The sequence below is a fragment of the Pseudomonas sp. GL-RE-29 genome (assembly GCF_019947275.1).
GTDB classification, from domain to species: domain Bacteria; phylum Pseudomonadota; class Gammaproteobacteria; order Pseudomonadales; family Pseudomonadaceae; genus Aquipseudomonas; species Aquipseudomonas fluorescens_A.
The window spans coordinates 30,290-56,169 of the sequence record NZ_JAGYGD010000009.1; the positions used below are offsets into that span (position 1 = coordinate 30,290).

Here is a 25,880-nt window from a genome sequence, read left to right on the forward strand (position 1 = left end):
GTAAAAACGACCTGTTTACGCTGAACACGCACCTTCATCAGTTTTCTGTTGAACGAGTGTTCAGCTTGGATTATGTTTCGTTCCACCTTCTCTCCCGGCTGGTTGCGGGCTTGCGTTTCTTCATTTCGAACGAGGCACTGGCATGCGGTTTTCACCCTTTGTTGAGCGGATCTCAGGTCAAGGCGTTGCGGCTTGGGATATTCACAATGCGGCGTTTGAAGCGAGGCGCGGTGGCGAGGATGTGATCATTCTCAGCGTTGGCGATCCGGATTTTCCAACGCCCGACTTCATCACCGACGCCGCCATCGAGGCGCTGCGCGAAGGGGATACCCACTACACCGAGATCGCCGGTCGTCTGGCACTGCGCGAAGCCATCGCCGCGCGCTACGCCAAATTGTTCGTTCGCCAGTTGCAAGCCTCCAATGTGATCACCGTTGCCGGCGCGCAGAACGCGCTGTTCGTCACTTCGATGTGCCTGCTCAGCGCGGGCGACGAAGTGATTGCCCTTGATCCGATGTACGTCACCTATGAGGCAACGCTAAAGGCCTCCGGCGCCACGCTGGTACGAGTGCCGTGCTCGGCGGACGATGATTTTCGCGTCGACGCAGCGGTGCTGGCGAAAGCTATTACCCCGCGCACCAAAGCGATTTTCCTCTCCAACCCCAACAATCCAACCGGCGTGGTGCTCAACCGTGAAGAGTTGCAAGCCATCGCCGACCTCGCCATCGCCCATGACCTGTGGGTGGTGGTGGACGAAGTCTATGAAAGCCTGGCGTTCGAACGCGAGCACCTGAGCCTGGCGGCATTGCCTGGCATGGCCGAGCGTTGCGTGGTGATCGGCAGTCTGTCGAAATCCCATGCCATGACCGGTTGGCGCATCGGCTGGATCGTCGCCGACCCGACGTTGGTAGCGCATGCCGAAACCCTGGTGCTGAGCATGCTTTACGGCTTGCCGGGGTTTGTCATGGAAGCCGCACTGAAAGCGGTGGAAGCCCACGACGAAGTCACCCACGGCATGCGCGATATTTATCGTCGTCGGCGTGATCTGGTGGTGGCGGGGCTGTCGGACTGTGCGGGGATTTCAGTGCTCAAACCCGACGCCGGCATGTTCGTGCTGGTGGACGTGCGCGGCACTGGCCTGACGTCGCTGGAGTTCGCCTGGCGGTTGTTGCGCGAAGCGCGGGTATCGGTGCTGGATGCCGCCGCATTCGGTGAACCGGCCCAGGGTTTTGTGCGGCTGTCGTTCACCCTCGGTGAAGAGCGGTTGGCCGAAGCGTGTCAGCGGATTCGCGATTTTGTTTTGGTGCTGAAAGGCGAAGCACCACGGCCTGTGATCAGCCGCGTCACCAGCGAAGCGACGGTTCAGCCGAATGCCGCCCGGACCATGATCGAAGTCGATCGCCTGCACAAACGCTTCGGCAATATAGAAGTGCTCAAAGGCGTGTCCCTGACCGCCCGCGAAGGCGAGGTGATCTCGCTGATCGGTGCCAGCGGCTCAGGTAAAAGTACGCTGCTGCGTTGCATCAACATGCTCGAAGTGCCGGACCAGGGGCGGATTCTGGTGGACGGCGAAAGCATCCACCTGAACCACACCCGACCCGGCGCGCCGCTGGTGTCCGATGCCAAGCAGCTGGTGCGCATCCGTTCGAGCCTGGGCATGGTGTTCCAGAACTTCAATCTCTGGCCCCATCGCACGGTGCTGGAAAACCTCATCGAAGCGCCGACCCAGGTCCTGCGCGAGAGCAAAGCGGAGGCCACTGAACGGGCCGAAGCGTTGCTCGAACGCGTAGGGCTGGCGGCCAAGCGCAACGAATACCCGGCGTTTCTTTCCGGGGGACAGCAACAACGGGTGGCCATCGCCCGGGCTTTGGCCATGCGGCCCAAAGTCATGCTGTTCGATGAACCCACCTCGGCACTCGACCCGGAACTGGTCGGGGAAGTGCTGCGGGTGATCCGCTCTCTCGCCGAAGAAGGCCGGACCATGATCCTGGTGACCCATGAAATGGCTTTCGCACGTGATGTCTCTTCCAAAGTCGCCTTCCTGCATCAAGGCCTGATCGAGGAAACCGGTTCGCCGGACGAAGTGTTCGTACACCCACGCAGCGAGCGTTGCCGGCAATTCGTCAACGCTCATCAAACTCGCTAACACCAATAAAAAGACGGGAAAACAACATGGGAAATCGACGTTTTGCACACTGGTTGACTGGCGCCGCTTGCGTATTGCTGGCTGGCATGAGCGCGGCACAAGCGCAGCCAATCCGTTTCGCGGTCGCCGCGGAACCCTATCCGCCGTATACCGAGAAACAGGCCGACGGTGAGTGGAAGGGTTTTGAAGTCGACCTGATCCACAAGCTGTGCAGCGAAATGAAAGCCGAATGCGAGATCAAGGAAGTGGCGTGGGACGGGATCATTCCGTCGTTGCTGGCGAAGAAGATCGACGTGATTTTTTCCTCGATGTCGGTGACTGAAGAACGGGAAAAACAGATCGCCTTCAGCAAGGCTTACTACGATTCGGTGATTGCGATTGTCGGCCCCAAAGGCACTTCCGTGACCAAATATCCGGATGATCTCAAGGGCAAAACCATCGGCGTGCAGAACTCGACGGTGAGCGCAAGCTACCTGAAGACCTACTACGAGAAAATTGCCGACGTTAAGTATTACGACACCCAGGACTCGGCCAACGCCGACCTGATTGCCGGCCGTATCGACCTGATGATGGCGGATGGCACGGCCATGGCGGCCTTCGTCAAAACCCCGGATGCTACCAACAGCAACCTGGAATACCTCGGCGCCGTGCCGTACGACCCGATCTTCGGCAAGGGTGTGGGCGCGGGCATGCGCAAGGGCGACACCGAACTCAAGGCCAAACTCGACAAGGCGATCCAGGAACTGCTGGCGAGCAAGGACTATGACGACCTCTCCCAGAGCTATTTCGGAACCAGCGTGAAACCGGCGTTCTGAGTAGGAGCCAGCTCCTACAAGGTGAGACGGTGTTTTCACAAAATGTAGGAGCCGGCTTGCTGGCGATGGCCACGACGCGGTGCGTCTGACACACCGCGATCGCTAGCAAGCCAGCGCCTACAGGGGATCGCGTTTGCCAACCGGAGATTCAAATGCCAGCAATGTTCGATTTGATCAATTTCAGCGAACAAGGGTGGGGCGGGGCGCTGTTGAAAGGGCTCTTGATGACCCTGCAGATATCGGCCGGGGCCTTTGTGGTCGGGTTGGCCATTGGATTGGTGGTGGCCTGTCTCAAACTGAGTGCACCGAAACCGATTGCGGCCGTGGCCCGTGGTTACACCACACTGTTTCGCGCCGTACCGGAGCTGCTGCTGATCCTGCTGCTTTATTACGTCGGCTCCATGCTGCTCAACTCGTTCATGGCCTGGCTCGGTTACGACACGATCAATGTCAGCGGCCCACTGGCGGCGATCGTGGTGCTCGGCCTGGTGCAGGGCGCCTACGCCTCGGAGATTTTCCGCGCGGCGATCCAGGCGATTCCCTACGGCCAGATCGAAGCGGCCAAGGCTTTCGGCCTGCACGGTTTCGGCCTGTTTCGCCGCGTTACGCTGCCGATCATGGCGCCTTACGCGATCGCGGGGATGGCCAACCTGTGGATCAACCTGATCAAGGACAGTGCGTTGATCAGTGTGGTCGGCACCAACGAGCTGTTGTACACCGCCAAGCAAGGCGCGGGTTCGACGCGTCATTATCTGTTGTTCTACCTCACGGCCGCCGCGCTGTATTACGCGGTGACGTTGGCGTCGAACTATCTGTCGGGACGGCTTGAGCGACGCATTCGTCGCTGGATGCCTTTGGCTGAGTGAACGAAATGATTCCAGCGTGGATAGTTGAATATGCGTCGCTGTTGGGCCGAGGGTTGCAGACCACCGTCGTCATTCTGTTGATTTCCAGCGTCTTCGGTTTTGCATTGGCGGTGTTGGTGGCGTTGGCGCGTATCTCCAAGAACAAGGTGATCGCCAAGGTCAGCCTGTTCTACACCAGCGTGACCCGTGGCACGCCGCTGCTGATCCAGATCTACATTTTCTACTACGGCCTCGGCAGCCTGTTTGCGCAGTTCCCGCTGATCCGTGGCAGTTTCCTCTGGCCGTATCTGCGCGACGGTTATTGGTACATCGTCTTCGCCCTGGTGGTGTCTGTGGGCGCCTATGTCGGCGAAGTGATTCGCGGTGGCCTGCTGGCGGTGCCCAAAGGTGAAATGGAAGCGGCCTCGGCGTTCGGCATGACTGCGCGCCAATCACTGTTGCGAGTGAGATTGCCCCGGGCGTTGCGATTGCTGCTACCGACCTTGGCCGGGGAGACCGTAATGCTGCTCAAGTCCACGGCACTGGCTTCGACCATCGCCGTGATCGACTTGCTGGGCGCGGCCAACGTCGTTCGGGCCCAGACCCTGCAAGTCTATGAGCCGTTGCTGCTGGTGGCGGGTGTGTATGTGTGTCTGACATTCCTGATCGAGGCGCTGTTTGCCTTCTTCGAACGGCGCGGCACGCCTGTGCGCAGGTCGGCGTAATGAGCACGCCACGGACGGTTGACCGCTCGTTGCAAGGCATTGGTCTGTGCACTTTGGGATACGCGTTCCTGTCTTTGCAGGACGCGGGGATCAAGTGGCTGGTGGCGGATTATTCGGTTTTCACCATCCTGTTCTGGCGCGCGCTCGTGGTGGTGGTCGTGTGTTTGCTGGTGGGACGTTTGCAACTGGTGCAGCGCGCCTGGCGTTCGTCCAGTCGGCGTTTGTTGGTAGTGCGCGGCTTGCTGTCGATTGCCGCGTGGCTGCTGTACTACACCGCGGCCCGGGACCTGACCTTGGCGGAAATGACGACGCTTTATTTCTCAGCGCCGATCATGGTCACGGTGTTGGCGACGGTCATTCTCAAGGAACAGGTCAGCGGTTGGCAGTGGTTGGCCTTGATCATCGGTTTTGTCGGCGTGGTGATTGCCTGCCGGCCCGACAACATGAGCGATCCGCTGCCGATTGCGCTGACGCTGTTAGCCGCGATGTGCTGGGCGTTCACCTACATCCAGTTGCGCCAGGTCGATAACCAGACCTCGGTGCTGGAGCAAATGCTGATTAGCAACGTGGTGTTTGTCATCTGCATGATGGTGGCGCTGCCCTGGACCCACACGCCGGCACCCACGCCTGCCTGGCTGGGGATGCTCGTCGCCGGGCTGATGGGCGGCGCTGGTCAGTTCCTGTTGTTCGCCAGTTTCCAGCGCGCCACGGCCACGGTGCTGGCGCCGTTCGAATACACGGGATTGATCTGGGCGTTCCTGCTGTCGAGCCTGATCTGGGGCACGCTGATGGATGTGTCGTTGATGATCGGTGCCGGTTTGATCGCGGTCAGCGGCACCCTGGCGATGATCTTCGGTCGGCATCCGTCACAGGACGTCGTGGGTGCTGAATGCTCCGTGTCGCAATCCCTTTACCCAGCAACGGCAGATATGGAGCCCGTTGGCGGGGCTGAAGGTCTCGGGGTTGAGGCACCACTCGATCCAGAGTCCGTCGAGCATCGCCGATAAGCCGATGGCGGCGAGCCGGGTGTCGTGGATCACGAAGTCTTCGCTGGCCGCCAGGTCATCGAGTAACTGACGCAGCAGATCGAGGTAGGCGCCGTAGCTTTTTTCATGGGACTGGCTGACGTGTTCGGAATGGCGGATCAGGCTCCAGAACACCACCCAGGCACCGAGCAATTGCGGATCCATGACCCGCGGCGAAAAAGAACCAACCAGAAATGCATCCATTTTTTCCGCTGGTGTGCCGACCTGCTGGATTTCGTGGAGGAGGGCAGTGGTGAGTTCGCTGGCGAGCTTTTGGTACGTGTCGGCGATCAAGGCATCGATGCTGCCGAAATGATGATTGAGCAGGCCTACCGAAACCCCGGCTTCGGTGGCGATGCGCCGCACGGAAATACCGGCATGGCCGTCACGGACCAGGCAACGCAGCGTCGCGGCAACCAGCAGTTCGCGGCGCTCATCCGGTTCGGCGCGGCGGTTTTTCGGGGCGGTGGTGGTCACAAAGAATTCCTTGGCGGTGGTCCACGTTGGCGAGCTTAGTTGAACGTGTGTTCAATCTCCACATCGGCGCTTCGGTTATTTACGTTCATGACGGAAGGACAATGGTATGGCGCAGGATATTTCGTTCGACGTTCGCAACAACAATGGCGATGCAGTGCAGGTGAGCGCCTGGCGTTTCGAAGGCACCAGCGGGGGGCCGAAGGTGCACCTGCAGGCCGGGGTGCATGCCGATGAAATTGCCGGGATGCTGGTCCTGCATTTATTGATGCAACGTCTTGCGGTGGCCGAGGCTGAGGGCCGGCTGAACGGCAGCGTGACTGTGGTGCCACAGGCCAACCCGTTGGGCATCGGCCAGTTTCGCCAAGGCCGGATTCTGGGACGCTTCCACGATGCCACCGGCCATAACTTCAATCGGGGCTTTGATCAGTCGGCGGCGATGGAACAGCCGTCCACCAATGTCCAGGAATGGCAAAAGAAATTGGTGCAACTGGCCGCACCGGCAGACGTCATGCTCGACCTGCACACCGATGACGAAGCGCTTCCTTATATGTACGTACACCGTAGCTTCTGGCCCCAAGGCCACGAACTGGCGGGGGCAATGAAGATGGACGTGGCGATCATCTGGGACGATGGCGGCGATGGCTCATTCGAGGAAACCATCATCGCGCCGTGGTTGCGCGACGGCACCACGCAGGGCCGCATGGCTGCAACCCTGGAACTGCGAGGGCAGGGCGACGTCAACGACCGTTACGCCACGCAAGATGCAGAAGGACTGTATGCCTGGCTGTGTGGTTTCGGGATCATCGATGAGGCGGCCTCACGCAGCGAGTGGCCTGTCGAGGTCAAGGACATGGCGCAGATGGAGACCATTCTCGCGCCGCAACCTGGTGTGCTGATCTTTGAGAAAGAATTGGGTGATGTCGTGGAGCAAGGCCAGCGTTTTGCGCGAATTCTGCGCCGTGCGGGCGATCCGTCTTCGGAAGTGGTGCTGGTGGCCGAACAAACCGGGCGCATGGTCACGCGTTATCGCGATCGATTGATCTCGCAGGGCGTAGTGGTGGCGAAATTCACCGGCAGCAATGTGTCGCGTCACTGGAGTGGTGGGTTGCTGGACCCAAATTGATGTTTGAGTGCTCTTTGAATGTTGGTTGGCTGGCGACGGCGAAACGCTGTCGTCAGCATTGCCCGAGGTTTTTTTAAATCTGGGGGCGTTGCCCACCGACCCTCAGTTTAGTAACAAAGCGGTCGCCATTCGGTTGGGAATCCAGTACTGCATAAGGCAGATTTTCTGGTTTTCGCGGCGTCGATATCGTTACGTCCTGACCTTGTGAGTGTTCAAGCTTGACGTCGGTGACACCTTGCTGGAGAAGATGGAACTCGATTTCACTAAACCTATCCAGACGGTGTTTTTCCCCTTGCTGTTGAATGTGTTGCCATTCCGTTGCCCTGCGGTTTTTTTGCTCTCGATAGGCGGACTTGGTATGGATTTGCTCCAGCAACTCACTGGCTTTAACGTCGACGTACAGGGCTTTTTGATCATCCATGAACACCACAGCGTTTTTCATATCCAGCCTGTTGTTGGGGCTCATGCCGATGTTGTCTTGGTTATTTATGTTCACCTTTCCGTAAGGAGGCATGCCGGTAATCTGCTCCAGCGTTTGTAGTTCATCAGGGAATTTTTCGATGGCGTTGTCTTCATGCCGGACTTTTCCCAAGGGAGAGTGCCCATTCCCTCCATCCATAAATTGATCTGGAAAAAGTATTGAAAGATTTTGTCCGCCCATTCCCAATAATATTTTTTGGCTACCCGGGTTACTCTCCAGCAAGCTTTTGGCAAACAATTCAAGCGTCTGCCTCAATACACTGGTTTTGACCGCTTCTTGATTAATGGCCAACGTTCCGAGCAGGATGTTGCCTTCTACATCTTTCCACGCATTGACATGCCCCACGTAATGCGCGGCGCGGGTGATCTTGCAAGAAATACCGTCGGCTGACAGATACTCCGCTAAAGGATAATTGCCACCGAACCCGCCAATGAAATCACAATGCCGGGTCTCACAACTCAGCAAGAAAGGTAAGCCGCTCTTGTAGTCTGATGGGGTCAACGGCTCAATTTGCATGTCATGAAAGCTGACCGCGGGCACCGAAAAACTTACCGATTTCTCGGCCAGGTGATCGTTGAGTATGGACATGAGTGCATTGGTTTTTACGGGATCGACCGTATAAGTGATGTCGGTCCTCAGATCGGTAAATTTATATTCCCCGCGTTGTAACGTCTCAACGTTGCAGCAGGCACTGATTGTGGTGAGGTCGCTGACTTGATTGTGCAGAGACCGTGTTTCTTTGCTGAGCAATGTTTCAAGCGAGGGTTTTGTTGTGGTGATGTTGTTGGCGTGCAGGGTTTCGATCAGATTCTTGATGTTCGTTATTGATTCAGCGTTGTGATTGATTGCTGATTGTGGCTCTGGACGTAGGTCAAATGAAGAGGAGGGCAAGGATGTGCGGTTTATATCCATATATTATTGGCCTTTGTATTGATATCTGCGTCGATGGCAAGAATGCAAAATCAGATCGGTTCAGAACCTGATCTCCCTGCGCTGGCAATGAGCAAGTGTCTTGCTCATGCCGATACATGCTTGGTCATCCGCAAACAGCAAACTTTCACAAACCGCTCAAATACACGCGCCCGACTTGGCTTGTTGCAAGTAAAGCGCGTTTGGAATACACGCGAAAATAGTTAATGATCAACGAAAACACGAATCGCTGACTGATGGGATGAAGGACGTCCAGAACCTGTATTTGGCGAATAAATTATAACTACGCTAAATGCCTGTTTAGTCGAGTTATTCGCCAAACGTCGGCTAACAGTAGCGAAATGCAATCTAAATACAAAAAAAGAAGATTGCATGAACAGGACAACACCAGAAGCTACTGAGCAATTAATCGCCACACTTTATCGGGTCCCACACCAGGAAGGCGGATACTACTGCCGAACGTTTCAGTCCGATGATCAATCCATGCTGATCACCGCGGCCGGCCCACGATTCCGCGTGACGTCTATTTATTACTTGCTGACCAGGATTCGCCCACAGGACATTTCCACCTCAATAAATCAGACATCGTGCATCACGACTAGGTGATGCGATCGAATACACGCTGATTTTTCCAGACGGCACATTGAAAACGATTGTGATGGGCAGCGATGTCATCGCCGTAAAAAGTCTGCAGCTGCACGTACCGGGCGGTATCTGGAAAGCATCACGGCTGATGACGGGGGCTGCGGGATTCGGCGTAATCAGCGAAGCGGTTTGATTTTGCGGATATGGAAATGGGGAACCGACAGAAACTCAGTGAACAGTTTCCAGAGTATTTGAGATTCATTGATGAGCTGACAGAACGATGAGGTTTCAGAGAGGTGGTTTGAGCCTTCAAATCTGTGTGCAACGAGCCTGATCCTGTAATACCACGATACGCATAATGTATATTATGTTAAACGAAGTGTGTAAAAGCTGTTTAGCTGTTCTTGTGCGACTCTCGTGCGCGTTTCGAGCTGCTGAGATTTTTTGCCAGGTGCGTTCTCGTCAATGTCCATGCTGACTCCCCAATCGTTTCGATCCTGCTAACGATCGTTATCTACGGCAATCTCACTGCATCTAGACCTGCGCAGCGGGATTCGCCTACGTGGCATCAAAGGACCCTATGGATATCCGAAACTACCTGCATCGTGGCGTCTTCGATCGTTCCTTCATTACGACATAAAACCCAGCCGTTATCTGAAATCGCTTGTTCGAACGCCTGGGTACACGCGACATGTTCCTCCAGCTTATGCATCACCGTGCTGCTCAGCCCACGCCGTCGTGCCGCTGCCCTCGCCCATGAAATTTCAGGGGCGGTAACAACCCCGACATGCAGGTCTGGCACGCGCACGTTTCGATCAATGTTCAATTGTAGAATTTCTGCAAACGGGACTATCCGGCGAAACGCGGCATCAGACGGGTACCAGCGATCTATCAGGATGATGCTGCCCGGTGGCTGTTTAGGCAGCGCGTGCCGGGAAATCCAGCTACGGCTATCAGCGAGGCGCTGACAAACGGCCCACTCCAGATCCCGGGTGGGATTTCTGACGAGTTTGTTTACGAGGCTCATTGTTTCACCCCGATAGGGATCGCTTTTTCTCTCGCAAAGCCGGATTACCATGTTGTTGTCGGCCCTTAGCGCTTTGGTAATGGCCTCCAACAGTGTGGTTTTGCCGGCGCCCTTGGGCCCATCCAGAGAAACAAACAGCGGACGATTCATTTTTCACATAACGATAGATATACGGTTGTTTTTGCCCGGATCGTTCGCTGAAACCGCTTGGCGCAACTCCGCGAATCGAGTGGCGGGAGCTTATGAGCAGACATTGATGACCACTTTAACCCGCTTTCTGGCTCACGGGTCTCAACACTACACCGTCGTTGGTCGGCGTCCCGCAATGGCAAGCCGCGATCTATACCTGTCACAAATCCGCCAATCCCTGACAAAAAAGAGCCTTTTGCTAACCTTTCAACGATCCCGCCAATCCCTGAGGCGCGCTGGTCTTCGATCAGGCGCGCAATTGAGCAGCGATCTACGCTTGAATCAGAATTTATGATTTAACTAGGTAGTTAGCTATCTATATAATGCGCAAATCATTTCAACGGGACATTTAACGTGAAGCAGAGTCAACGCCTCTCGGGCATATCAAAATTCATTCTGGTCGGGTTGGGCGTGATCATCACCCTCCTCGGCTTGGCACTTGCTGCTGGGGGCATGAAATTGGTCAGCCTGGGAGGGTCCTGGTACTTCCTGGTGGGTGGGCTGGTGATGGCCGTTTCCGGTCTGCTGATCGCGCGCTTCAAAACGGCCGGTGCCTGGTTGTTCGCTGCGTTTCTGGTGGGCACGGCGATCTGGGCTGTGAGCGATGCCGGGCTGGTTTTCTGGCCGGTATTCTCGCGCCTGTTCATGTTCAGCGCCGTTGGCCTGGCGGTCACGCTGGTCTACCCGCTGCTCAAGCGTGCCAATGGTGGCGTCCCGGGTCGCGGTGCCTATGGCATCGCTGCGGTGTTGGCGATTGCGCTGGCGGTGGCCGTTGGCAACATGTTTGTTGCGCACCCGACTGTCGCCGCCACGGGCACTGGCCCGGGTCTAACGCCCGTCGAGCCAGCCAACGCGCAAAAGGACTGGGCTCACTATGGTAATACCGAGGGCGGTAGCCGTTTTGCTGCGCTGGATCAGATCAACCGCAATAACGTCGACAAATTGAAGGTCGCGTGGACGTATCACACCGGTGACGTCGCCGAGAGCGATGGCAATGGCGCCGAAGACCAGCTCACCCCGCTGCAGATCGGCAACAAGGTGTTCATCTGCACGCCGCACAACAACCTGATCGCACTGGATGCGGACACCGGTAAGGAACTCTGGAAAAACGCGATCAATGCGAAGTCGAAAGTCTGGCAGCGTTGCCGTGGCATGGCTTATTTCGATGCAACAAAGACCATCGCTCAGCCAAGCAACTCGAGCATCATCGAAGCCACACCTGCCCCGGCAGCCAATTGCCAGCGCCGTTTGCTGACCAACACCATTGATGCCCGCCTGATTGCGGTCGATGCCGACACCGGCGAGTTCTGCCAGGGCTTCGGCAACAACGGTCAGGTTGATCTGAAGGCAGGCCTGGGTGATGTTCCGGACAGCTATTATCAGTTGTCTTCCGCACCGCTGATGGCGGGCACCACCGTGGTGGTTGGCGCTCGCGTGGCCGATAACGTGCAAACCGACATGCCGGGTGGCGTGATCCGTGGCTTTGACGTGATCACCGGCGCCATGCGTTGGGCATTCGACCCGGGCAACCCGCAGGATCGCAACGCGCCGGCCGACGGCAGTACTTATGTGCGCAGCACGCCGAACAGCTGGGCGCCGATGTCCTACGACCCGGCGACCAACACCGTGTTCCTGCCGATGGGCAGTTCCTCCACCGACATCTATGGTGTCGAGCGCAGCAAACTTGATCACACCTACGGCGCCTCGATCCTGGCGCTGGACGCCACCAGCGGTGAAGAACGCTGGGTTTTCCAGACCGTTCACAACGACCTCTGGGACTTCGACCTGCCGATGCAGCCGAGCCTGATCGACTTCACCAAGGACGGCAAAACCGTACCGGCGCTGGTCATCGGCACCAAGGCCGGGCAGATCTACGTGCTCGATCGTGCCACCGGCAAGCCGCTGACCGACGTTAAAGAAGTGCCGGTCAAAGCCGCAAACATCCCCAACGAACCGTACTCGCCAACCCAGCCGAAATCGGTGGGCATGCCGCAGATCGGTGCTCAGCACCTGACCGAAGCCGACATGTGGGGCGCGACGCCGTACGATCAGTTGCTCTGCCGTATCGACTTCAAGAGCATGCGTTACGACGGCTTGTACACTGCGCCGGGCCTGGACAAATCGCTGAGTTTCCCAGGTTCGCTGGGCGGCATGAACTGGGGCAGCATCTCCACTGACCCGGTGCACGGTTTCATCTTCGTCAACGACATGCGTCTGGGTCTGTGGATTCAGATGATCCCGTCGCAGAACAAAGGTCAGGCCACTTCCGGTGGCGAAGCGTTGAACACTGGCATGGGCGCCGTTCCACTCAAAGGCACGCCTTACGCAGTGAACAAGAACCGCTTCCTGTCGGTGGCCGGCATTCCTTGCCAGGCGCCACCGTTCGGCACGCTGACTGCCATCGATATGAAGACGCAAAAAGTCGCCTGGCAAGTTCCGGTCGGCACCGTTGAAGACACCGGTCCACTGGGCATCCGCATGCACCTGCCGATCAAGATCGGTCTGCCGACCCTCGGCGGCACCCTGTCGACTCAAGGTGGCTTGATCTTTATCGCCGGCACTCAGGACTTCTACCTGCGCGCGTTCAACAGCGGCAACGGTGAGGAAGTGTGGAAATCGCGTCTGCCGGTCGGTAGCCAAGGTGGCCCGATGACCTACGTTTCGCCGAAAACCGGCAAGCAATACATCGTCATCACCGCCGGTGGTGCGCGCCAGTCGACCGATCGCGGCGACTACGTGATGGCTTACGCCCTGCCGTAAGCCGCAGTGCCCGCCTCACTGGCGGGCAATCTCTCTGAGCGCGGCACCTGCGGGTGCCGCGCCGCTTTGCGAAATCATTCAAGATTCCCCCAGGAAGATTCACATGTTTTTGGCTGTCCGCTTTTCTCATGCAGGCTGGCTCAACGGCTTGCTACTGGGCCTGACCTGCAGCGCCACCCTTCCCGCCTTCGCCGATACCGATTCGAACCTTTTGACCCGCAACACCCTGACCGGTGATTGGGGTGGTCTGCGCCAGCAGATGGATCAGGACGGCATCAAATTCACCGGCGATTACAGCGGCGAAACCGCTTACAACGCCGATGGCGGCCTGCACCGTTCGGCCCGTTACTCGCAGAACATCAAGCTCGGCGCGCAGTTCGACCTGAGCAAACTGTATGGCGTGGATAACGTCGGCAAGATCCAGCTGACCATCAACGACCGACGCGGCAATAGCGCCTCCGAGGATCTGGTCGGCAACCGTCTGCCCATCCAGGAAAACTACGGCGGTCTCTACACGCGCCTGACTGAACTGAGTTATGAGCGCAGCCTGTTCACCCCGGCGCTCAACGTGAAGCTCGGTTACATGGCCATGGGCAACGATCTCGGTGGCCTGGACAGTGGCATTCTCTGCAACTTTATGAACGCTGGTTTCTGCGGCCATCCGCTGAACATGTCTGGCGGTAGTGGCTGGACCAACTACCCCAACGCCCACTTGGGCGTGCGCGTGAAGTACGACCTGTCGTCGTCCTGGCAGCTGCGTGTGGCAGCCTTTAATGTCGATCCTGAAAGCAACGGCAATTCCAGTCGTGCCTGGCATCTGGGCCCGAAACATACGACCGGCACCGTGGTGCCGATCGAACTGGTGTACAAGCACGCGGGTGAGTTGCCCGGCGAGTACAAGGTTGGCTACTACTACGACAGTTCTGACGTGACACGCATCGGCAGCGATAAAGAAGTGTCCGGCCGCAGCGGTCATTACCTGCTGATTGATCAGGCCGTGTGGAGCTCGCAAACGTCCGAGGGCCGCAGTCTGCACGCCTTCGGCCAATACTCGGCAGCCAGCGAAGCGGCTTCACCGTTCAGCAAGTGGTACGGCACCGGCGTGGTTCTGTACAAACCGTTCGAAGGTCGCCCGCGCGACACCGTCGCTCTGGGCTATGGCCGTGCGGTGCCCAATCCACGCAGCCGCGATGTGCAGCAGGACGCCTCGCTCGCCAATGGCACAACGTACCCGAATCTGGACAGTGCCGAACAACTGATCGAGCTTGGCTATGGCTACCAAGCCACTCCTTGGCTGACGCTGCGCCCGAATGTGCAATACATCATCGAACCGGGCGCGTTTTCCGGGCAAGACATTGACAATGCGCTGGTGCTCGGTTTGCAGGTCAAAGCTACGCTCTGAGCTCTCGATCAGGTGAGTTTCAAAGAAACAGGAAAACCGGCGCAAGGCCGGTTTTTTTGTCGTTCGATTAGTTGTGTTGCTCGCGAAGAATGTCATGTATGCGCTTATGTGGCGGCCAAAGTCTTTCATTCATGAACGTTCAACTACTCACGGTTTCGTTCGCTAATCGCACGACATCGCGTGTCGGGACACCCTCCTTCACTCATTGTTTGGCACGCTATGCACTACGCAATAACCGCGATTCATGCGGTTTGCAGTCGGATCATTCTGTTCGGCCAAATAAAAACAGGAGTACGCCTTGATCAACAAAACATTCGAATCCGTCGCTGCTGCACTGGACGGCATCGCCGATGGTTCGGTCATTATGGTCGGTGGCTTCGGCACCGCCGGGATGCCGTCGGAATTGGTAGATGGCGTCATAGCGTCGGGCGCTCGCGAGCTGACCATCATCAGCAACAATGCCGGCAATGGTGAAATCGGCCTGGCCGCATTGCTCAAAGCCGGGCGCGTTGCCAAGGTCATCTGCTCGTTTCCACGCCAATCCGATTCCTATGTCTTCGACGAACTCTACCTGGCAGGAAAGGTGCAGCTTGAGGTCGTGCCACAAGGCAACCTGGCCGAACGTATCCGCGCGGCAGGCTCTGGAATCGGTGCGTTTTATTCGCCGACCGGATATGGCACGTTGCTCGCCGAAGGCAAGGAAACCCGGGTGATTGACGGTCGCAACTATGTGCTGGAAATGCCGTTGCACGCCGATGTCGCTCTGATCAAGGCCGAGAAAGGCGATCGCTGGGGCAATCTCACCTATCGCAAAGCCGCGCGTAACTTTGGACCGATCATGGCAATGGCCGCGAAAACCACAATCGCCCAGGTCAAGCGGATCGTCGAGTTGGGAGAGCTGGACCCCGAACACATCATCACGCCGGGGATCTTCGTTCAGCGCGTGGTCGCCGTGCCGCAAGCCCCTATCTCGAAAGCCAACGTCAACTGAGGCCTGCCATGACTGTTATGAAAAAACTCTCGCGTAGCGAAATGGCCCAACGCGTGGCCGACGATATTCTCGAAGGCTCCTACGTGAACCTGGGCATTGGCGTGCCCACGCTGGTGGCCAACTACCTGGGTGACAAGGAAGTGTTCCTGCACAGCGAAAACGGTGTTCTGGGCATGGGCCCGAGTCCTGCGCCGGGTGAGGAAGACGATGACCTGATCAACGCGGGCAAACAGCATGTGACGCTGCTGTCTGGTGGTGCCTATTTTCACCACGCCGATTCGTTCTCGATGATGCGCGGCGGCCACATCGATATTGCCGTGCTGGGCGCCTTCCAGGTCGCAGTCAACGGCGACCTCGCCAACTGGCACACCGGCGCCGAAGGTTCCATTCCGGCGGTGGGTGGCGCGATGGACCTCGCGACAGGCGCACGTCAGGTGTTTGTCATGATGGATCACCTGACCAAGACGGGCGAAAGCAAATTGGTGCCGCAATGCACTTACCCGCTGACCGGCATTGGCTGCGTGACTCGGATTTATACCGACCTGGCTATTCTGGACGTTACTGCGGATGGCTTGAAGGTCCGGGAGATTGTCGCTGATATCAGTTTTGAGGACTTGCAAACGCTCAGTGGCGTGCCGTTGATTCGATAACGGATCGAGTTAGCGTGGTCACACCGCAATGTGCCGGACGGTTTCAAGCCTGTCCGGCAACGGATATTCACGGCTCCAGGGCTCAAGCTAAAGCGCGGGTTCGAGCCATTGGCCACCGGATCCACACCAAAGAAAGTGCCGCAGTTATCAGTGACGGTCTTGTCCCATTCCTGCAAATAAAACCCCTCGGCAACGAAGTTCTCTGACAGGTTCTGCGCGAGGTAAATCATGTCGTTGAAGACCTGCTCACGGCCTGCCAGATCCCGTGAAGGCGCCCGCTAGTTAACCCGCCCTCCTCCAAACGACCACTCCTCGCTGGCCGTAGTGGTGATCACCACCATGACATCCTCTGTTTGCTTGAGCTGAACGACAGCACTTTCCAGACCCTGCGTGAAAGCCAGGCCGCGGGGACCATGCGCCTCGGCCTTCAAGAGGACTTTGGGGTGCACTTCCTGAGTAAAATTCTGCGACTGGAATCGAACAGTGGATCCTTTGTCGAGGAATAACCGTCAACGACCGATAATCGAACGCTTTATTTATAGCCATAACTGATTGATATTAAACGATTAAAACTATTAAACAGAAAACTCAACGGTAAATAATCAATTAACGCACTTTTCAATGGATCCATAAATTGATTGACTGGCACTGCACGGTGTCAGGTACAGCACCTGCCCGCTCATAAAAATAACAAGGGTGTCAGGATGAATGAGTTCTCAATCGGGTTCGAGCTTCGGCTTGCACCCAGCTTCGTATGCCTTCCTCGCTTTGCCGCTATGCAGCCTCTTCTCGAGGGGCAGCCATGAGTGTCGATCTGAAGAGCGTGGTAGATGAGCGTGCCATGGCGCGCTTCCAATGGCTGGCCGTGGGCATCTGCATTGTCCTGAACATGATCGATGGCTTCGACGTGCTGGTGATGGCCTTCACGGCTTCCTCGGTGTCTGCCGAATGGGGCTTGAATGGCGCGCAGATCGGATTGCTGTTGAGTGCCGGATTGTTTGGCATGGCGGCAGGCTCGCTGTTCATTGCGCCGTGGGCGGATCGTTATGGACGTCGGCCATTGATCCTGTTTTGCCTGCTGCTTTCGGGGATCGGCATGCTGTTGTCGGCCCTGAGTCAGACGCCGCTCCAACTGGCGCTGCTGCGTGGCTTTACCGGCCTGGGTATCGGCGGAATCCTGGCCAGCAGCAACGTGATTGCCAGCGAGTATGCCAACAAGCGCTGGCGCGGGCTGGCGGTGAGCCTGCAGTCCACCGGTTATGCCTTGGGCGCGACCCTTGGCGGGCTATTGTCGGTGTGGCTGCTGACGCACTTTGGCTGGCGTTCGGTGTTCATCTTCGGCGGCGCCGTGACCCTGGCGGTGATTCCCCTGGTGTTGCTGTACCTGCCTGAATCGCTGGACTTCCTGATCGCCCGTCGTCCCGCAAATGCCTTGGCACGCATCAATCGCCTGGCCGCACGTCTTGGCCAGCCGGAACTGCGTGAACTGCCCGTCGCCACATCAGCGCCGATTTCAGGCCGTGGCCGCCTGGCGCAGTTGCTCTCGCCGGATTCGCGACGCACCACCCTGCTGATCTGGCTGCTGTTTTTCCTGGTGATGTTCGGCTTCTACTTCGTGATGAGCTGGACGCCGAAGCTGCTGGTCTCGGCCGGGCTATCGGCACAGCAAGGCATCAGCGGCGGCGTGCTGCTGAGCGTCGGCGGCATCTTCGGCGCCGCGCTGATTGGCGGCCTGGCCTCGCGCTGGCGCCTGACCCGGGTGCTGTCGCTGTTCATGCTGATTACCGCGGGCCTGCTGGTGCTGTTCGTCGGCTCTGCATCATCGGTGTCGATGGCACTCGGCCTGGGCCTGCTGATCGGCTTGTTCGCCAACGGTTGCGTGGCTGGCTTGTACGCGCTGTCGCCGATTGTCTATGACGCTTCAGTGCGCACAACAGGGGTCGGTTGGGGCATCGGTATCGGGCGCATCGGCGCGATCCTGTCGCCCACCGTTGCCGGTCTGTTGCTCGACAGCGGTTGGCAGCCACTGCACCTGTATGGGGTGTTCGCCGTGGTCTTCGTGATTGCCGCTGCCGTGTTGCTGCAACTGCGGCCCAAGGCCCAAACACAACCAGGTGCCGAGCCTATCCAGGCCTGAGCCGCGCAAACAGTAGCGAGGTCCCGCCCTCGCTACTGACAACATCCTCCAGGAAAACAACAATAATGACTTACTTTCCTCTCCCTCCCCGAGCCCTGCTCGGCGGTGCCATAGCGCTTGCCCTGATGCCTTCGGCGCACGCTGAAAGCAACGGTTTTTTCGAAGATTCCAAGACCAGCCTGACCCTGCGAAACTACTATTTCAATCGTGACTTCAACGATCCCGGCGCCAGCAAGAGCAAGATAGAAGAATGGGCTCAGGGCGCGATCCTCAAGTTCAGCAGCGGTTATACCCCGGGCGTTGTCGGCTTCGGCCTTGACGGTATCGCGATGCTGGGCGTCAAGCTCGACAGCGGCCCGCAACGCAGCGGTTCGGAGCTGCTGCCGGTGCACGACGATGGTCGCGCCGCCGACGACTACGGACGCGCGGGGCTGGCGGCAAAAATGCGTATTTCCGACACCGAGATGATGCTCGGCGAGCTCATGCCGGATATTCCGCTGCTGCGCTACGACGACGGACGCCTGCTGCCGCAGACCTTCCAGGGCGCCATGCTGGTGTCCCGGGAGCTTCCCGGCCTGAGCCTGCAGGGCGGTCAATACACCTCGGTGAGCCTGCGCAACTCCTCGGACATGCAAGACCTCTCGGCCTGGGCTGCGCCCACCGTCATGTCGGACGGCTTCAACTATGCGGGTGCCGAATACCGCTTCAACGAGCAACAAACCCTGATCGGCGCCTGGCACTCGCAGCTCGAAGACATCTATCAGCAAAGCTATCTGAACCTGCTGCATAAACAGAAAGTCGGTGACTGGACCCTGGGCGCAAACCTGGGCTACTTCATCGACAAGGATGACGGCAGCGCCCTGATCGGCAACGTGCAAAGCCATACCGCCTACGGGCTGTTCTCGGCCAACCTGGGTGGCCATACCCTGTACCTGGGGCTGCAAAAGGTCAGCGGCGATACCGGCTGGATGTCGGTGTATGGCAGCAGCGGGCGGACCCTGGGCAACGACATGTTCAACGGCAACTTCAGCAACGCCGACGAGCGTTCCTGGCAGGCGCGTTATGACTACAACTTCGTCGCCGTCGGCATTCCCGGCCTGCTGCTGATGACCCGCTACGGTCACGGCGAAAACGCAACCACCAAGGCCGGCAGCAACGGCAAGGAATGGGAACGTGACACCGAGGTCAGCTACACCCTGCAAAGCGGCCCACTAAAAAACCTCAGCGTGCGGGTCAACAACGCCACCAACCGTCGTAGCTTCAACAGCGACTTCGATCAGACCCGGGTGATCGTCAGCTACCCACTGTCACTCTGATCCTCCCCGCCAGGGGCGCTTGTCGCCCCTGCATCTCCTCACTCCTTGCGGTACTATGGCGCCCTCCCCTCTGGAAGTCGCCTGCATGAGCAAACCGGGTCAAATGGTGCTGGTCGCACTGCGCAAAATGATTGCCTCGGGCGAACTGGCGGCCGGCGAACGACTGATGGAGATTCCGACGGCGGAACGCTTCGGCGTCTCGCGCATGCCGGTGCGCATGGCCTTCCTCACCCTGGAACAGGAAGGTTTGCTGGTGCGCCATGGTGGCCGGGGCTATCAGGTGCGCTCGGTGAGTGCCGACGATATCGCTGGCGCCGTGGAGGTACGCGGGGTGCTGGAGGGTCTGGCGGCGCGGCAGAGCGCCGAACGCGGCTTGAGTGAGCAGGCGCAGGCGGCGCTGCGCGAATGCCTGGTGCAAGGCGATGCACTGTTCGACAAAGGCTACGTGACGGAAGAAGACCTCGAGGCGTTCCATGACCTCAACATGCGCTTTCATCAGGTGATCGTCGAAAGCAGCGCCAATCCGGCGATTGCCGAAGCCCTGGCGCGCAACGACCATCGCCCCTTCGCTTCCGTCTCGGCACTCGCGATCGATCGCCAGGACATGGCCCGCGAATACCGGCGCTTTAACTTCGCTCACATGCAACACCACTCGGTCTTCGACGCGCTGGTCAGCCGCCAGGGCGCACGCGCTGAAGCCATCATGCGTGAACACGCCAATGCGACACTGCGCTACGCCGAAGTCTTCGGTGCGATCAGCAACAGCGACCGGATGAAAGTGATCGCACGCGGCGAGTGACCGACGGGTTCAGAGGTCCAGCACCAACAGCTTGGACTTGGCCCTTGAGCAGCAAGGCGTGAACTGGTCATTGGCCGCTTGCTCTTCTTCAGTGAGGAACAGGTCACGGTGCTCCGGCACCCCTTCCAGCACACGGGTCAGGCACGTGCCGCAGATGCCCTGCTCACAGGAAAGCGCAATCTCGACGCCGTGGCTTTCCAGCACCTGGACCACCGTCTTGTCGGCCGGTATGTCGAACACCTGCCCGCTGCTGCCCAGCTTGACCTGGAACGACCCGTCGGCACTGGTATCCACCGGCGCCGCGGCGAAGTATTCACGGTGCAAGTACTCGTCGCTCCAGCCCTGGGCCTTGGCGCTGTCGAGCACATGCTGCATGAAACCTGAAGGACCGCAGACATACAGGTGCACGTCAGGCTGCGGATTGGCCAGGACCTCGGCGGCATCCAGGCGCGAATCGGTCTCTTCATCGAAATGCAGGTGCACGCGATCGGCAAAGGATGCCCCTTTGAGTCGCTCGACAAACGCTGCGCGCTCACTGGAACGAGCGCAGTAGTGCAGCTCGAAATCGGCTCCATTGTGGGCCAGGTGCTCGGCCATGCACAGGATCGGGGTGATGCCGATGCCACCGGCGAACAACAGGCTGCGCCGCCCCTCGGCCACCAGCGGGAACAGGTTGCGCGGCTCACTGATGAACAGCCGATCGCCGCTGTTGATCTGCTCATGCAGGCTCTGGGAACCACCGCGCGAGGCGACATCCTTGAGTACGCCGATCAGGTAACGATGGCGTTCTTGCGGGTGATTGCACAGCGAGTACTGGCGGATCAGCCCGCCGGGCAGGTGCACGTCGATATGGGCACCGGCACTGAAGCCGGGCAACTCCCCTCCTTGTGCACAGGCCAACTCGTAGCTGCAAATATCCAACGCTTCGTTGTTGCGGGATGTCACGACGACTTCAATCATGGCGCACCTTCAAGACCGGCCACCGCAGTGGCCGGGAACAGTATCAATGGGAGTGGATGGCGTAGCGCTCGAGCTAGTTTGCCGTGGCGATCAGCTCGACAGCCGGCGCGCGCTCACGGGCGATGATTCGCTCCAGCACGCGCCTGGACTGCACACCACCAGCATCGATATTGAGCTTGAGCAAGTTGCGCTCGGGATTGGCCAGCAGGTTTTTCTGCTGCTGTTCGAGCATGTCGAGGTCTTCGCTGAAGATCTTGCCCTGGCCCTCGCGGATGCTGGCGGTGAGTTCTTCGTCGTGGGGATTGAAATTGCGCGCCATGCCCCAGAAGTACCAGATCGATGTTTCGGTCTCCGGGGTAATGAAGTCGACCACGATGCTCGCGGCCTTGTGTTGCGGCTCGGCGTCGTAACCGCCCTTGCCAGCGTGGGCCACGCCCACCTCGATCAACACGTGGCTGGGCGGACTGAAGCGGCAGATCTGCCAGCGGTCTACCGGCACGTCGTCGGCCAGGTTGTTGCCACGCAGGGCCATGCGCCAGAACGGTGGCGCCATGATGTTTTCCATGTGTCGCGCGGTGACCACCTCGTCACCCTCGACGGTGGTGACCGGCGCCGCTTCATCGATCTCTTTCTGGCCGATGCTCGAGGCGTGCACGTAGGTTTCGTGGGTGAGGTCCATCAGGTTATCGATCATCAATCGATAGTCGCAGTTGATGTGGAACAGCCCCCCGCCATACGCCCACTCATCGCTGACCGCCCACTCCAGATGATGGATCAGTGCAGGGTCAGCCTTGTCCTGCTCCCCGGGCCAGACCCAGATGAAACCGTAACGCTCTTCAACGGCGTAAGTCTTGTTGCACGGAAAGCCCCGTACGCGCTGACCGGGCATTTCGACGGTCTTGCCGTCACAGCCCATGACCAGGCCGTGGTAGCCGCAGACCAGGTTGCCGTTTTCAACATAACCCAGTGAAAGGGGGGCACCGCGGTGTGGGCAAAAATCTTCGACGGCGGCAACGCGCCCTTCTTGTCCACGATAGAAAACGATTTTCTCACCGCATATCTGCCGCCCCAGTGGCTTGGAAGCAATCTCGTCAGGGGTGCAGGCGACATACCAGGTGTTTTTCGGATACATAGGATTCTCCGGACAGGCTTGTTTTTATGGATCCAGTAAATCGGATCAACCCAATACAAGTCAAGTTTTCTCCGAAATAATAAGATTAATGGATCCATTAAAGCCTAAACAGTGACTCCAACATTTTGAACACCTGATGCATGCATAGTCAGTCCTGACTAACTCGATAAAACTTTTAAAGCGAGCCGCTTCAGCGCCTGCCTCGATAATTAGTAGCTTACTGACGAACTGTCGAGGTCAAGCCTGACGAGCAAAACTACGGATTAAGTCAGCCCGAAACACTGAGAAGAGTGATAGTGGCCGCCGGCGGAAACCTTTGGGCGCAGCGAATCAGCGACAGGGAATCGGTGCCGTGACCCCGATCGCAGCGCTGCCCTGGATGACGCGCAGGCGCAGGGCAAAGGTGCAGGCGTGAGCGCTGCGGCGTGTAGCACCAGCTGCCTGCGGTGAATGGCGGACAATCTGCGCGCCTGCTCCCGGTCCGATAAGGGAGAAATCATACGGAGATCTGATTACCGAGATGCCAAGCGTGCTGCACTCACCAAGCCGTCCAGCCAGTCCTGGTGGCCGTTGATCATCGGATTGGGCTTGGCCTTGGCCAGATCCTCAGCAGGCTTACCCTTTTGTGTTTCCTGAGTGAGGATGCGAACGCGTCCTCCGGATAGATCTTCAATCAGCCAGGCATGGTGAACATCCAGCCGCGTATCAGCCTCACCCGCCCATCCATGCCATGCAATTCGGCCCGGGGAGGTGGGGGTTGGAGGCACGTACTCATTGCATCGGGCCTCGACCGGAAAGCCGAAGGTTTCGAAGTAAAAACACACGCCGTCTTGCAGATCCGGCCCGCTGTAATCATGAAATTGAATGTTTGCCGAGTTGGCGTAGTACGTGGGCCACTTGTGCGCCTGACTCAGCAGCGGCCAGATCTGCGCTGCACTCAAACCCGCGATAATGACTTCGTTAGAGACAAAGTTTTCGGTAAACCCTGGCAGGTAGCCTTGGGGCCAAATGATCTCGTTCATGGAAAATTCAACGCTCGATTGATGGGTTGGCGCCATGATGGGTGTAGGCTTGAAATAAGACCAATCGCCATATTTTATCTAGAGCATCATGAATCCTGATATCCGAAAACTCGATCTCAACCTGCTCAAGGCACTGGATGCATTGCTTGATGAGCGCAGTGTGACGCGAGCCGCGGATCGCCTGTCGCTCACGCAACCTGCCGTGAGCGGCATGCTCAACAGGCTCCGAGAAAGCTTCGATGATCCTCTTTTCGTGCGCGCCCAGCGGGGTATCGTGCCGACCTTGCGCGCCGAACAACTTGCAACGCCGGTCAAGCAATTGCTGGCCGATATAGAAGGCATGCTTCAACCGCAAAACTTTGATCCGCTGACGGCAAGCATGACGATCAGAATTGCTTCGACCGACTATGCACTGCGCGCCGTAGTCGTGCCCTTCCTGAGCGCCTTAAGGAAGAAAGCGCCAAACATTCGCGTTAGCGTCCAACCCGTCGACCATCAAGAACTTCAGAGTCAGCTGGATCGAGGTGAAATCGACCTCGCGTTGGTTACCCCTGAAGCCATAACACCAGGACTGCATTCGATAGCACTTTTTGATGAAAGCTATGTGTGCGTGATGCGTGCTGATCATCCAGATGCCCTGGATAACACCCTTTCACTGGATCGATTCTGCGCATTGGATCACGCTTTAGTCTCGCCCTCCGGAGGCGGGTTTCACGGGGTGACGGATGAGGCACTGGAAAAGCTTGGGAGATTACGGCGGGTCACGGTATCGGTGAGCAGCTTTCTGGTACTCCCTGAGATTTTGTTGTACAGCGATCTGATTGCTGTCGTCCCGCGCCGATTGGCCATACACAACGTTGGGCTGACGACGCTGGAGCCGCCTGTGGAAATACCAGGATTCAGGAAAACCTTGACCTGGCACGAACGGACGCATCGTGATGCTGCTCATCGCTGGGTGCGTTCGCTCATGGTTGAAACCGTTCGGACGGGCGGCGTATTCCGGTCAGGAATACGCCCATGAAAATCATGAATTTTATTTATCGCTGTGGATCTCGTAGCGTGCCTCCTTCTGCATAAGGAGATGACCCGGTGAATAGTTCCCGCCTGCGCTTGTACGTTGACTCTCAATTTTCCAGCCCCTATGCCATGTCGGCTTTCGTGGTACTGCGCGAAAAGGGCATCGAATTTGAAATGATCCCGCTAGACCTCGACGCATCCGAAAACCAGTCAGAGGTCTATGCCAGCCTCTCGCAGACCCAGCGGGTACCCACGCTTGTGCACGGCGACTTCGCCTTATCAGAATCGTCGGCGATCACTGAGTACCTGGAAGACGTTTTCCCCCAGGCGCCGGTTTACCCACGAGACCTGATGCAGCATGCAAAGGCACGACAAGTCCAGGCATGGGTGCGAAGTGACCTGCTGCCCATTCGGCAGGAACGATCCACATTGGTTGTGTTTTATGGACTCAAATCAAACCCCTTGTCGCCAACTGCCGAGTCGGCAGCGCACAAGCTGTTCGGTGCCGCACTAACGCTACTGGCCGACAGCCCCGAGTACCTGTTCGGCCAATGGTCGATCGCCGATGTGGATCTGGCCTTGATGCTCAACCGGCTGATATTCAATGGTGACTTCGTACCACCCGCGCTGGTGGAGTACGCGCAGCGCCAATGGCAACGACCAACCGTACAGGAGTGGGTCAAATTGCAACGTCCTCCGCTGTAGTCGGCACACGTATCATTTTATGGAGAGCGGCTTATTTTTAGAGAGAGGGTTTCGGGCTCGTTTCAGAAACCAGGCCTGGGACCCATTCTCGATGGCCGGATGTAACGCAGGCAGCTTCGGGAATAGGTAAAGGGTACCCATCGAAAAACGCTTTCGATCAGCGGCGGCGATTGTAATCGGAGTGGACATCGCGTTTCTGAGTAAACTCCAAGTTCGCCGACTGACCGACGGCTGGCCATCGTTCCTTTGGTTGCAGCATTCAGCGCCCGTTACCCGAACATCGTCGTCGACCTCACCCTCGGCGACGAAGTGGTCGACATTCTCGGCGGGCAGGCCGACGTCGCAGTCCGCTTTGGCTATCTTCCCGACAGCCCGCTGACCGCGCGCAGGATCGGCGACACCGGCCAGGTAGTGGTGGCATCGCCCGAGTATCTGCAGCGCCACGGCATCCCCCAGGAACCAGAAGACCTGCTACGGCACAACTGCCTGCGTGCCGAACCCAACTGGCCGTTCATCCGCGATGGAAAAGAGTTTTCCCTGAAGGTCAGCGGCAACATCGAATGCATTGGAACACCACAGGATGTAAGCGGTGGCGTGACTTGATCCTTGCGGGTGCTCGTG

Annotated in this window: 21 protein-coding genes and 4 pseudogenes; 18 read left to right on the forward strand and 7 right to left on the reverse strand. The window is 58.0% G+C overall.

The features are described from left to right. The first annotated feature begins 142 nt into the window (after nucleotides 1-142). The 5 genes from KGB21_RS29445 (at nucleotide 143) to KGB21_RS09880 (ending at nucleotide 5,538) form a co-directional block, all read left to right on the forward strand. A complete protein-coding gene (locus KGB21_RS29445) occupies nucleotides 143-2,146 on the forward strand; it encodes an aminotransferase class I/II-fold pyridoxal phosphate-dependent enzyme (protein ID WP_317846721.1) in 2,004 nt (667 codons plus the stop codon). Between the two features lie 26 nt (nucleotides 2,147-2,172). Then, a complete protein-coding gene (locus tag KGB21_RS09865) occupies nucleotides 2,173-2,961 on the forward strand; it encodes a transporter substrate-binding domain-containing protein (protein WP_223504987.1) in 789 nt (262 codons plus the stop codon). A 152-nt stretch (nucleotides 2,962-3,113) separates the two neighbouring features. Further along, nucleotides 3,114-3,827, forward strand: coding sequence for an ABC transporter permease (locus tag KGB21_RS09870; RefSeq protein ID WP_034151139.1), 714 nt, complete (start codon nucleotides 3,114-3,116; stop codon nucleotides 3,825-3,827). A 5-nt stretch (nucleotides 3,828-3,832) separates the two neighbouring features. Beyond that, the gene (locus tag KGB21_RS09875) at nucleotides 3,833-4,531 is read left to right on the forward strand and encodes an ABC transporter permease subunit (RefSeq protein ID WP_223505080.1); all 699 of its coding nucleotides are present in this window, start codon (nucleotides 3,833-3,835) and stop codon (nucleotides 4,529-4,531) included. Next, nucleotides 4,531-5,538 carry a DMT family transporter gene (locus tag KGB21_RS09880; RefSeq protein WP_223504988.1) on the forward strand — a complete coding sequence of 336 codons (1,008 nt, stop codon included), beginning with the start codon at nucleotides 4,531-4,533 and terminating at the stop codon, nucleotides 5,536-5,538. The genes KGB21_RS09875 and KGB21_RS09880 overlap by 1 nt, the downstream gene beginning before the upstream one ends. On the opposite strand, the pseudogene KGB21_RS09885 reads toward KGB21_RS09880, so the two are convergent. After that, nucleotides 5,494-6,033: pseudogene (locus KGB21_RS09885) on the reverse strand (TetR/AcrR family transcriptional regulator); the annotation flags it as partial. The gene KGB21_RS09880 and the pseudogene KGB21_RS09885 overlap by 45 nt on opposite strands. Nucleotides 6,034-6,139: 106 nt before the next feature. Between KGB21_RS09885 and KGB21_RS09890 the strand changes: the two are divergent. Next, complete coding sequence (locus tag KGB21_RS09890; RefSeq protein WP_223504989.1) at nucleotides 6,140-7,156, forward strand: succinylglutamate desuccinylase/aspartoacylase family protein; 1,017 nt, start codon at nucleotides 6,140-6,142, stop codon at nucleotides 7,154-7,156. A gap of 73 nt (nucleotides 7,157-7,229) precedes the next feature. Here KGB21_RS09890 and KGB21_RS09895 read toward each other — a convergent pair whose 3' ends face one another. Beyond that, nucleotides 7,230-8,549, reverse strand: coding sequence for a hypothetical protein (locus KGB21_RS09895; RefSeq protein WP_223504990.1), 1,320 nt, complete (start codon nucleotides 8,547-8,549; stop codon nucleotides 7,230-7,232). Between the two features lie 390 nt (nucleotides 8,550-8,939). On the opposite strand from KGB21_RS09895, the pseudogene KGB21_RS09900 reads away from it, so the two are divergent. Beyond that, nucleotides 8,940-9,436 (forward strand): annotated as a pseudogene (locus tag KGB21_RS09900) (cupin domain-containing protein). A gap of 284 nt (nucleotides 9,437-9,720) precedes the next feature. Here the strand turns inward: KGB21_RS09900 and KGB21_RS09905 are convergent. Next, nucleotides 9,721-10,329, reverse strand: coding sequence for a dTMP kinase (locus KGB21_RS09905; RefSeq protein WP_223504991.1), 609 nt, complete (start codon nucleotides 10,327-10,329; stop codon nucleotides 9,721-9,723). A gap of 393 nt (nucleotides 10,330-10,722) precedes the next feature. Between KGB21_RS09905 and KGB21_RS09910 the strand changes: the two genes are divergently transcribed. From KGB21_RS09910 to KGB21_RS09925, 4 genes are all read left to right on the forward strand, one after another. Then, nucleotides 10,723-13,128, forward strand: coding sequence for a glucose/quinate/shikimate family membrane-bound PQQ-dependent dehydrogenase (locus KGB21_RS09910; RefSeq protein WP_223504992.1), 2,406 nt, complete (start codon nucleotides 10,723-10,725; stop codon nucleotides 13,126-13,128). 103 nt (nucleotides 13,129-13,231) lie between these two features. Continuing rightward, nucleotides 13,232-14,530: a carbohydrate porin gene (locus KGB21_RS09915; protein ID WP_223504993.1), complete on the forward strand. Its 1,299-nt coding sequence runs from the start codon at nucleotides 13,232-13,234 to the stop codon at nucleotides 14,528-14,530. A gap of 298 nt (nucleotides 14,531-14,828) precedes the next feature. Further along, nucleotides 14,829-15,521 (forward strand): 3-oxoacid CoA-transferase subunit A, encoded by a 693-nt coding sequence (locus tag KGB21_RS09920; RefSeq protein WP_034148757.1) that lies wholly within the window; start codon nucleotides 14,829-14,831, stop codon nucleotides 15,519-15,521. An 8-nt stretch (nucleotides 15,522-15,529) separates the two neighbouring features. Then, nucleotides 15,530-16,171 carry a 3-oxoacid CoA-transferase subunit B gene (locus tag KGB21_RS09925; RefSeq protein ID WP_223504994.1) on the forward strand — a complete coding sequence of 214 codons (642 nt, stop codon included), beginning with the start codon at nucleotides 15,530-15,532 and terminating at the stop codon, nucleotides 16,169-16,171. On the opposite strand, the gene KGB21_RS09930 is transcribed toward KGB21_RS09925, so the two are convergent. Then, nucleotides 16,054-16,401 (reverse strand): DUF1302 family protein, encoded by a 348-nt coding sequence (locus KGB21_RS09930; protein ID WP_223504995.1) that lies wholly within the window; start codon nucleotides 16,399-16,401, stop codon nucleotides 16,054-16,056. The genes KGB21_RS09925 and KGB21_RS09930 overlap by 118 nt on opposite strands. Before the next feature lie 123 nt (nucleotides 16,402-16,524). On the opposite strand from KGB21_RS09930, the pseudogene KGB21_RS09935 reads away from it, so the two are divergent. From KGB21_RS09935 to KGB21_RS09950, 4 genes and pseudogenes are all read left to right on the forward strand, one after another. Further along, a pseudogene (locus KGB21_RS09935) lies at nucleotides 16,525-16,641 on the forward strand (LysR family transcriptional regulator); the annotation flags it as partial. Nucleotides 16,642-16,973: 332 nt separating this feature from the next. Continuing rightward, complete coding sequence (locus KGB21_RS09940; protein WP_223504996.1) at nucleotides 16,974-18,308, forward strand: MFS transporter; 1,335 nt, start codon at nucleotides 16,974-16,976, stop codon at nucleotides 18,306-18,308. Nucleotides 18,309-18,433: 125 nt separating this feature from the next. Continuing rightward, nucleotides 18,434-19,624: an OprD family porin gene (locus tag KGB21_RS09945; protein WP_223505081.1), complete on the forward strand. Its 1,191-nt coding sequence runs from the start codon at nucleotides 18,434-18,436 to the stop codon at nucleotides 19,622-19,624. Nucleotides 19,625-19,709: 85 nt separating this feature from the next. Beyond that, complete coding sequence (locus KGB21_RS09950; RefSeq protein ID WP_034148764.1) at nucleotides 19,710-20,423, forward strand: GntR family transcriptional regulator; 714 nt, start codon at nucleotides 19,710-19,712, stop codon at nucleotides 20,421-20,423. A gap of 9 nt (nucleotides 20,424-20,432) precedes the next feature. Here the strand turns inward: KGB21_RS09950 and KGB21_RS09955 are convergent, their stop codons facing one another. The 3 genes from KGB21_RS09955 to KGB21_RS09965 all read right to left on the reverse strand — a co-directional run bounded on the left by KGB21_RS09955 (nucleotide 20,433) and on the right by KGB21_RS09965 (nucleotide 23,537). Then, complete coding sequence (locus KGB21_RS09955) at nucleotides 20,433-21,383, reverse strand: PDR/VanB family oxidoreductase (protein WP_223504997.1); 951 nt, start codon at nucleotides 21,381-21,383, stop codon at nucleotides 20,433-20,435. Between the two features lie 73 nt (nucleotides 21,384-21,456). Next, nucleotides 21,457-22,515 carry an aromatic ring-hydroxylating oxygenase subunit alpha gene (locus KGB21_RS09960; protein ID WP_223504998.1) on the reverse strand — a complete coding sequence of 353 codons (1,059 nt, stop codon included), beginning with the start codon at nucleotides 22,513-22,515 and terminating at the stop codon, nucleotides 21,457-21,459. Nucleotides 22,516-23,027: 512 nt separating this feature from the next. Continuing rightward, a complete protein-coding gene (locus KGB21_RS09965) occupies nucleotides 23,028-23,537 on the reverse strand; it encodes an SRPBCC domain-containing protein (RefSeq protein WP_223504999.1) in 510 nt (169 codons plus the stop codon). A gap of 88 nt (nucleotides 23,538-23,625) precedes the next feature. Here KGB21_RS09965 and KGB21_RS09970 point away from each other — a divergent pair, with 88 nt between their 5' ends. The 3 genes and pseudogenes from KGB21_RS09970 to KGB21_RS09980 all read left to right on the forward strand — a co-directional run. Continuing rightward, the gene (locus KGB21_RS09970; protein WP_223505000.1) at nucleotides 23,626-24,558 is read left to right on the forward strand and encodes a LysR family transcriptional regulator; all 933 of its coding nucleotides are present in this window, start codon (nucleotides 23,626-23,628) and stop codon (nucleotides 24,556-24,558) included. 68 nt (nucleotides 24,559-24,626) lie between these two features. Then, a complete protein-coding gene (gene yfcF, locus KGB21_RS09975) occupies nucleotides 24,627-25,259 on the forward strand; it encodes a glutathione transferase (protein ID WP_223505001.1) in 633 nt (210 codons plus the stop codon). Nucleotides 25,260-25,487: 228 nt separating this feature from the next. Next, nucleotides 25,488-25,823: pseudogene (locus KGB21_RS09980) on the forward strand (LysR substrate-binding domain-containing protein); the annotation flags it as partial. Nucleotides 25,824-25,880: the final 57 nt, after the last annotated feature.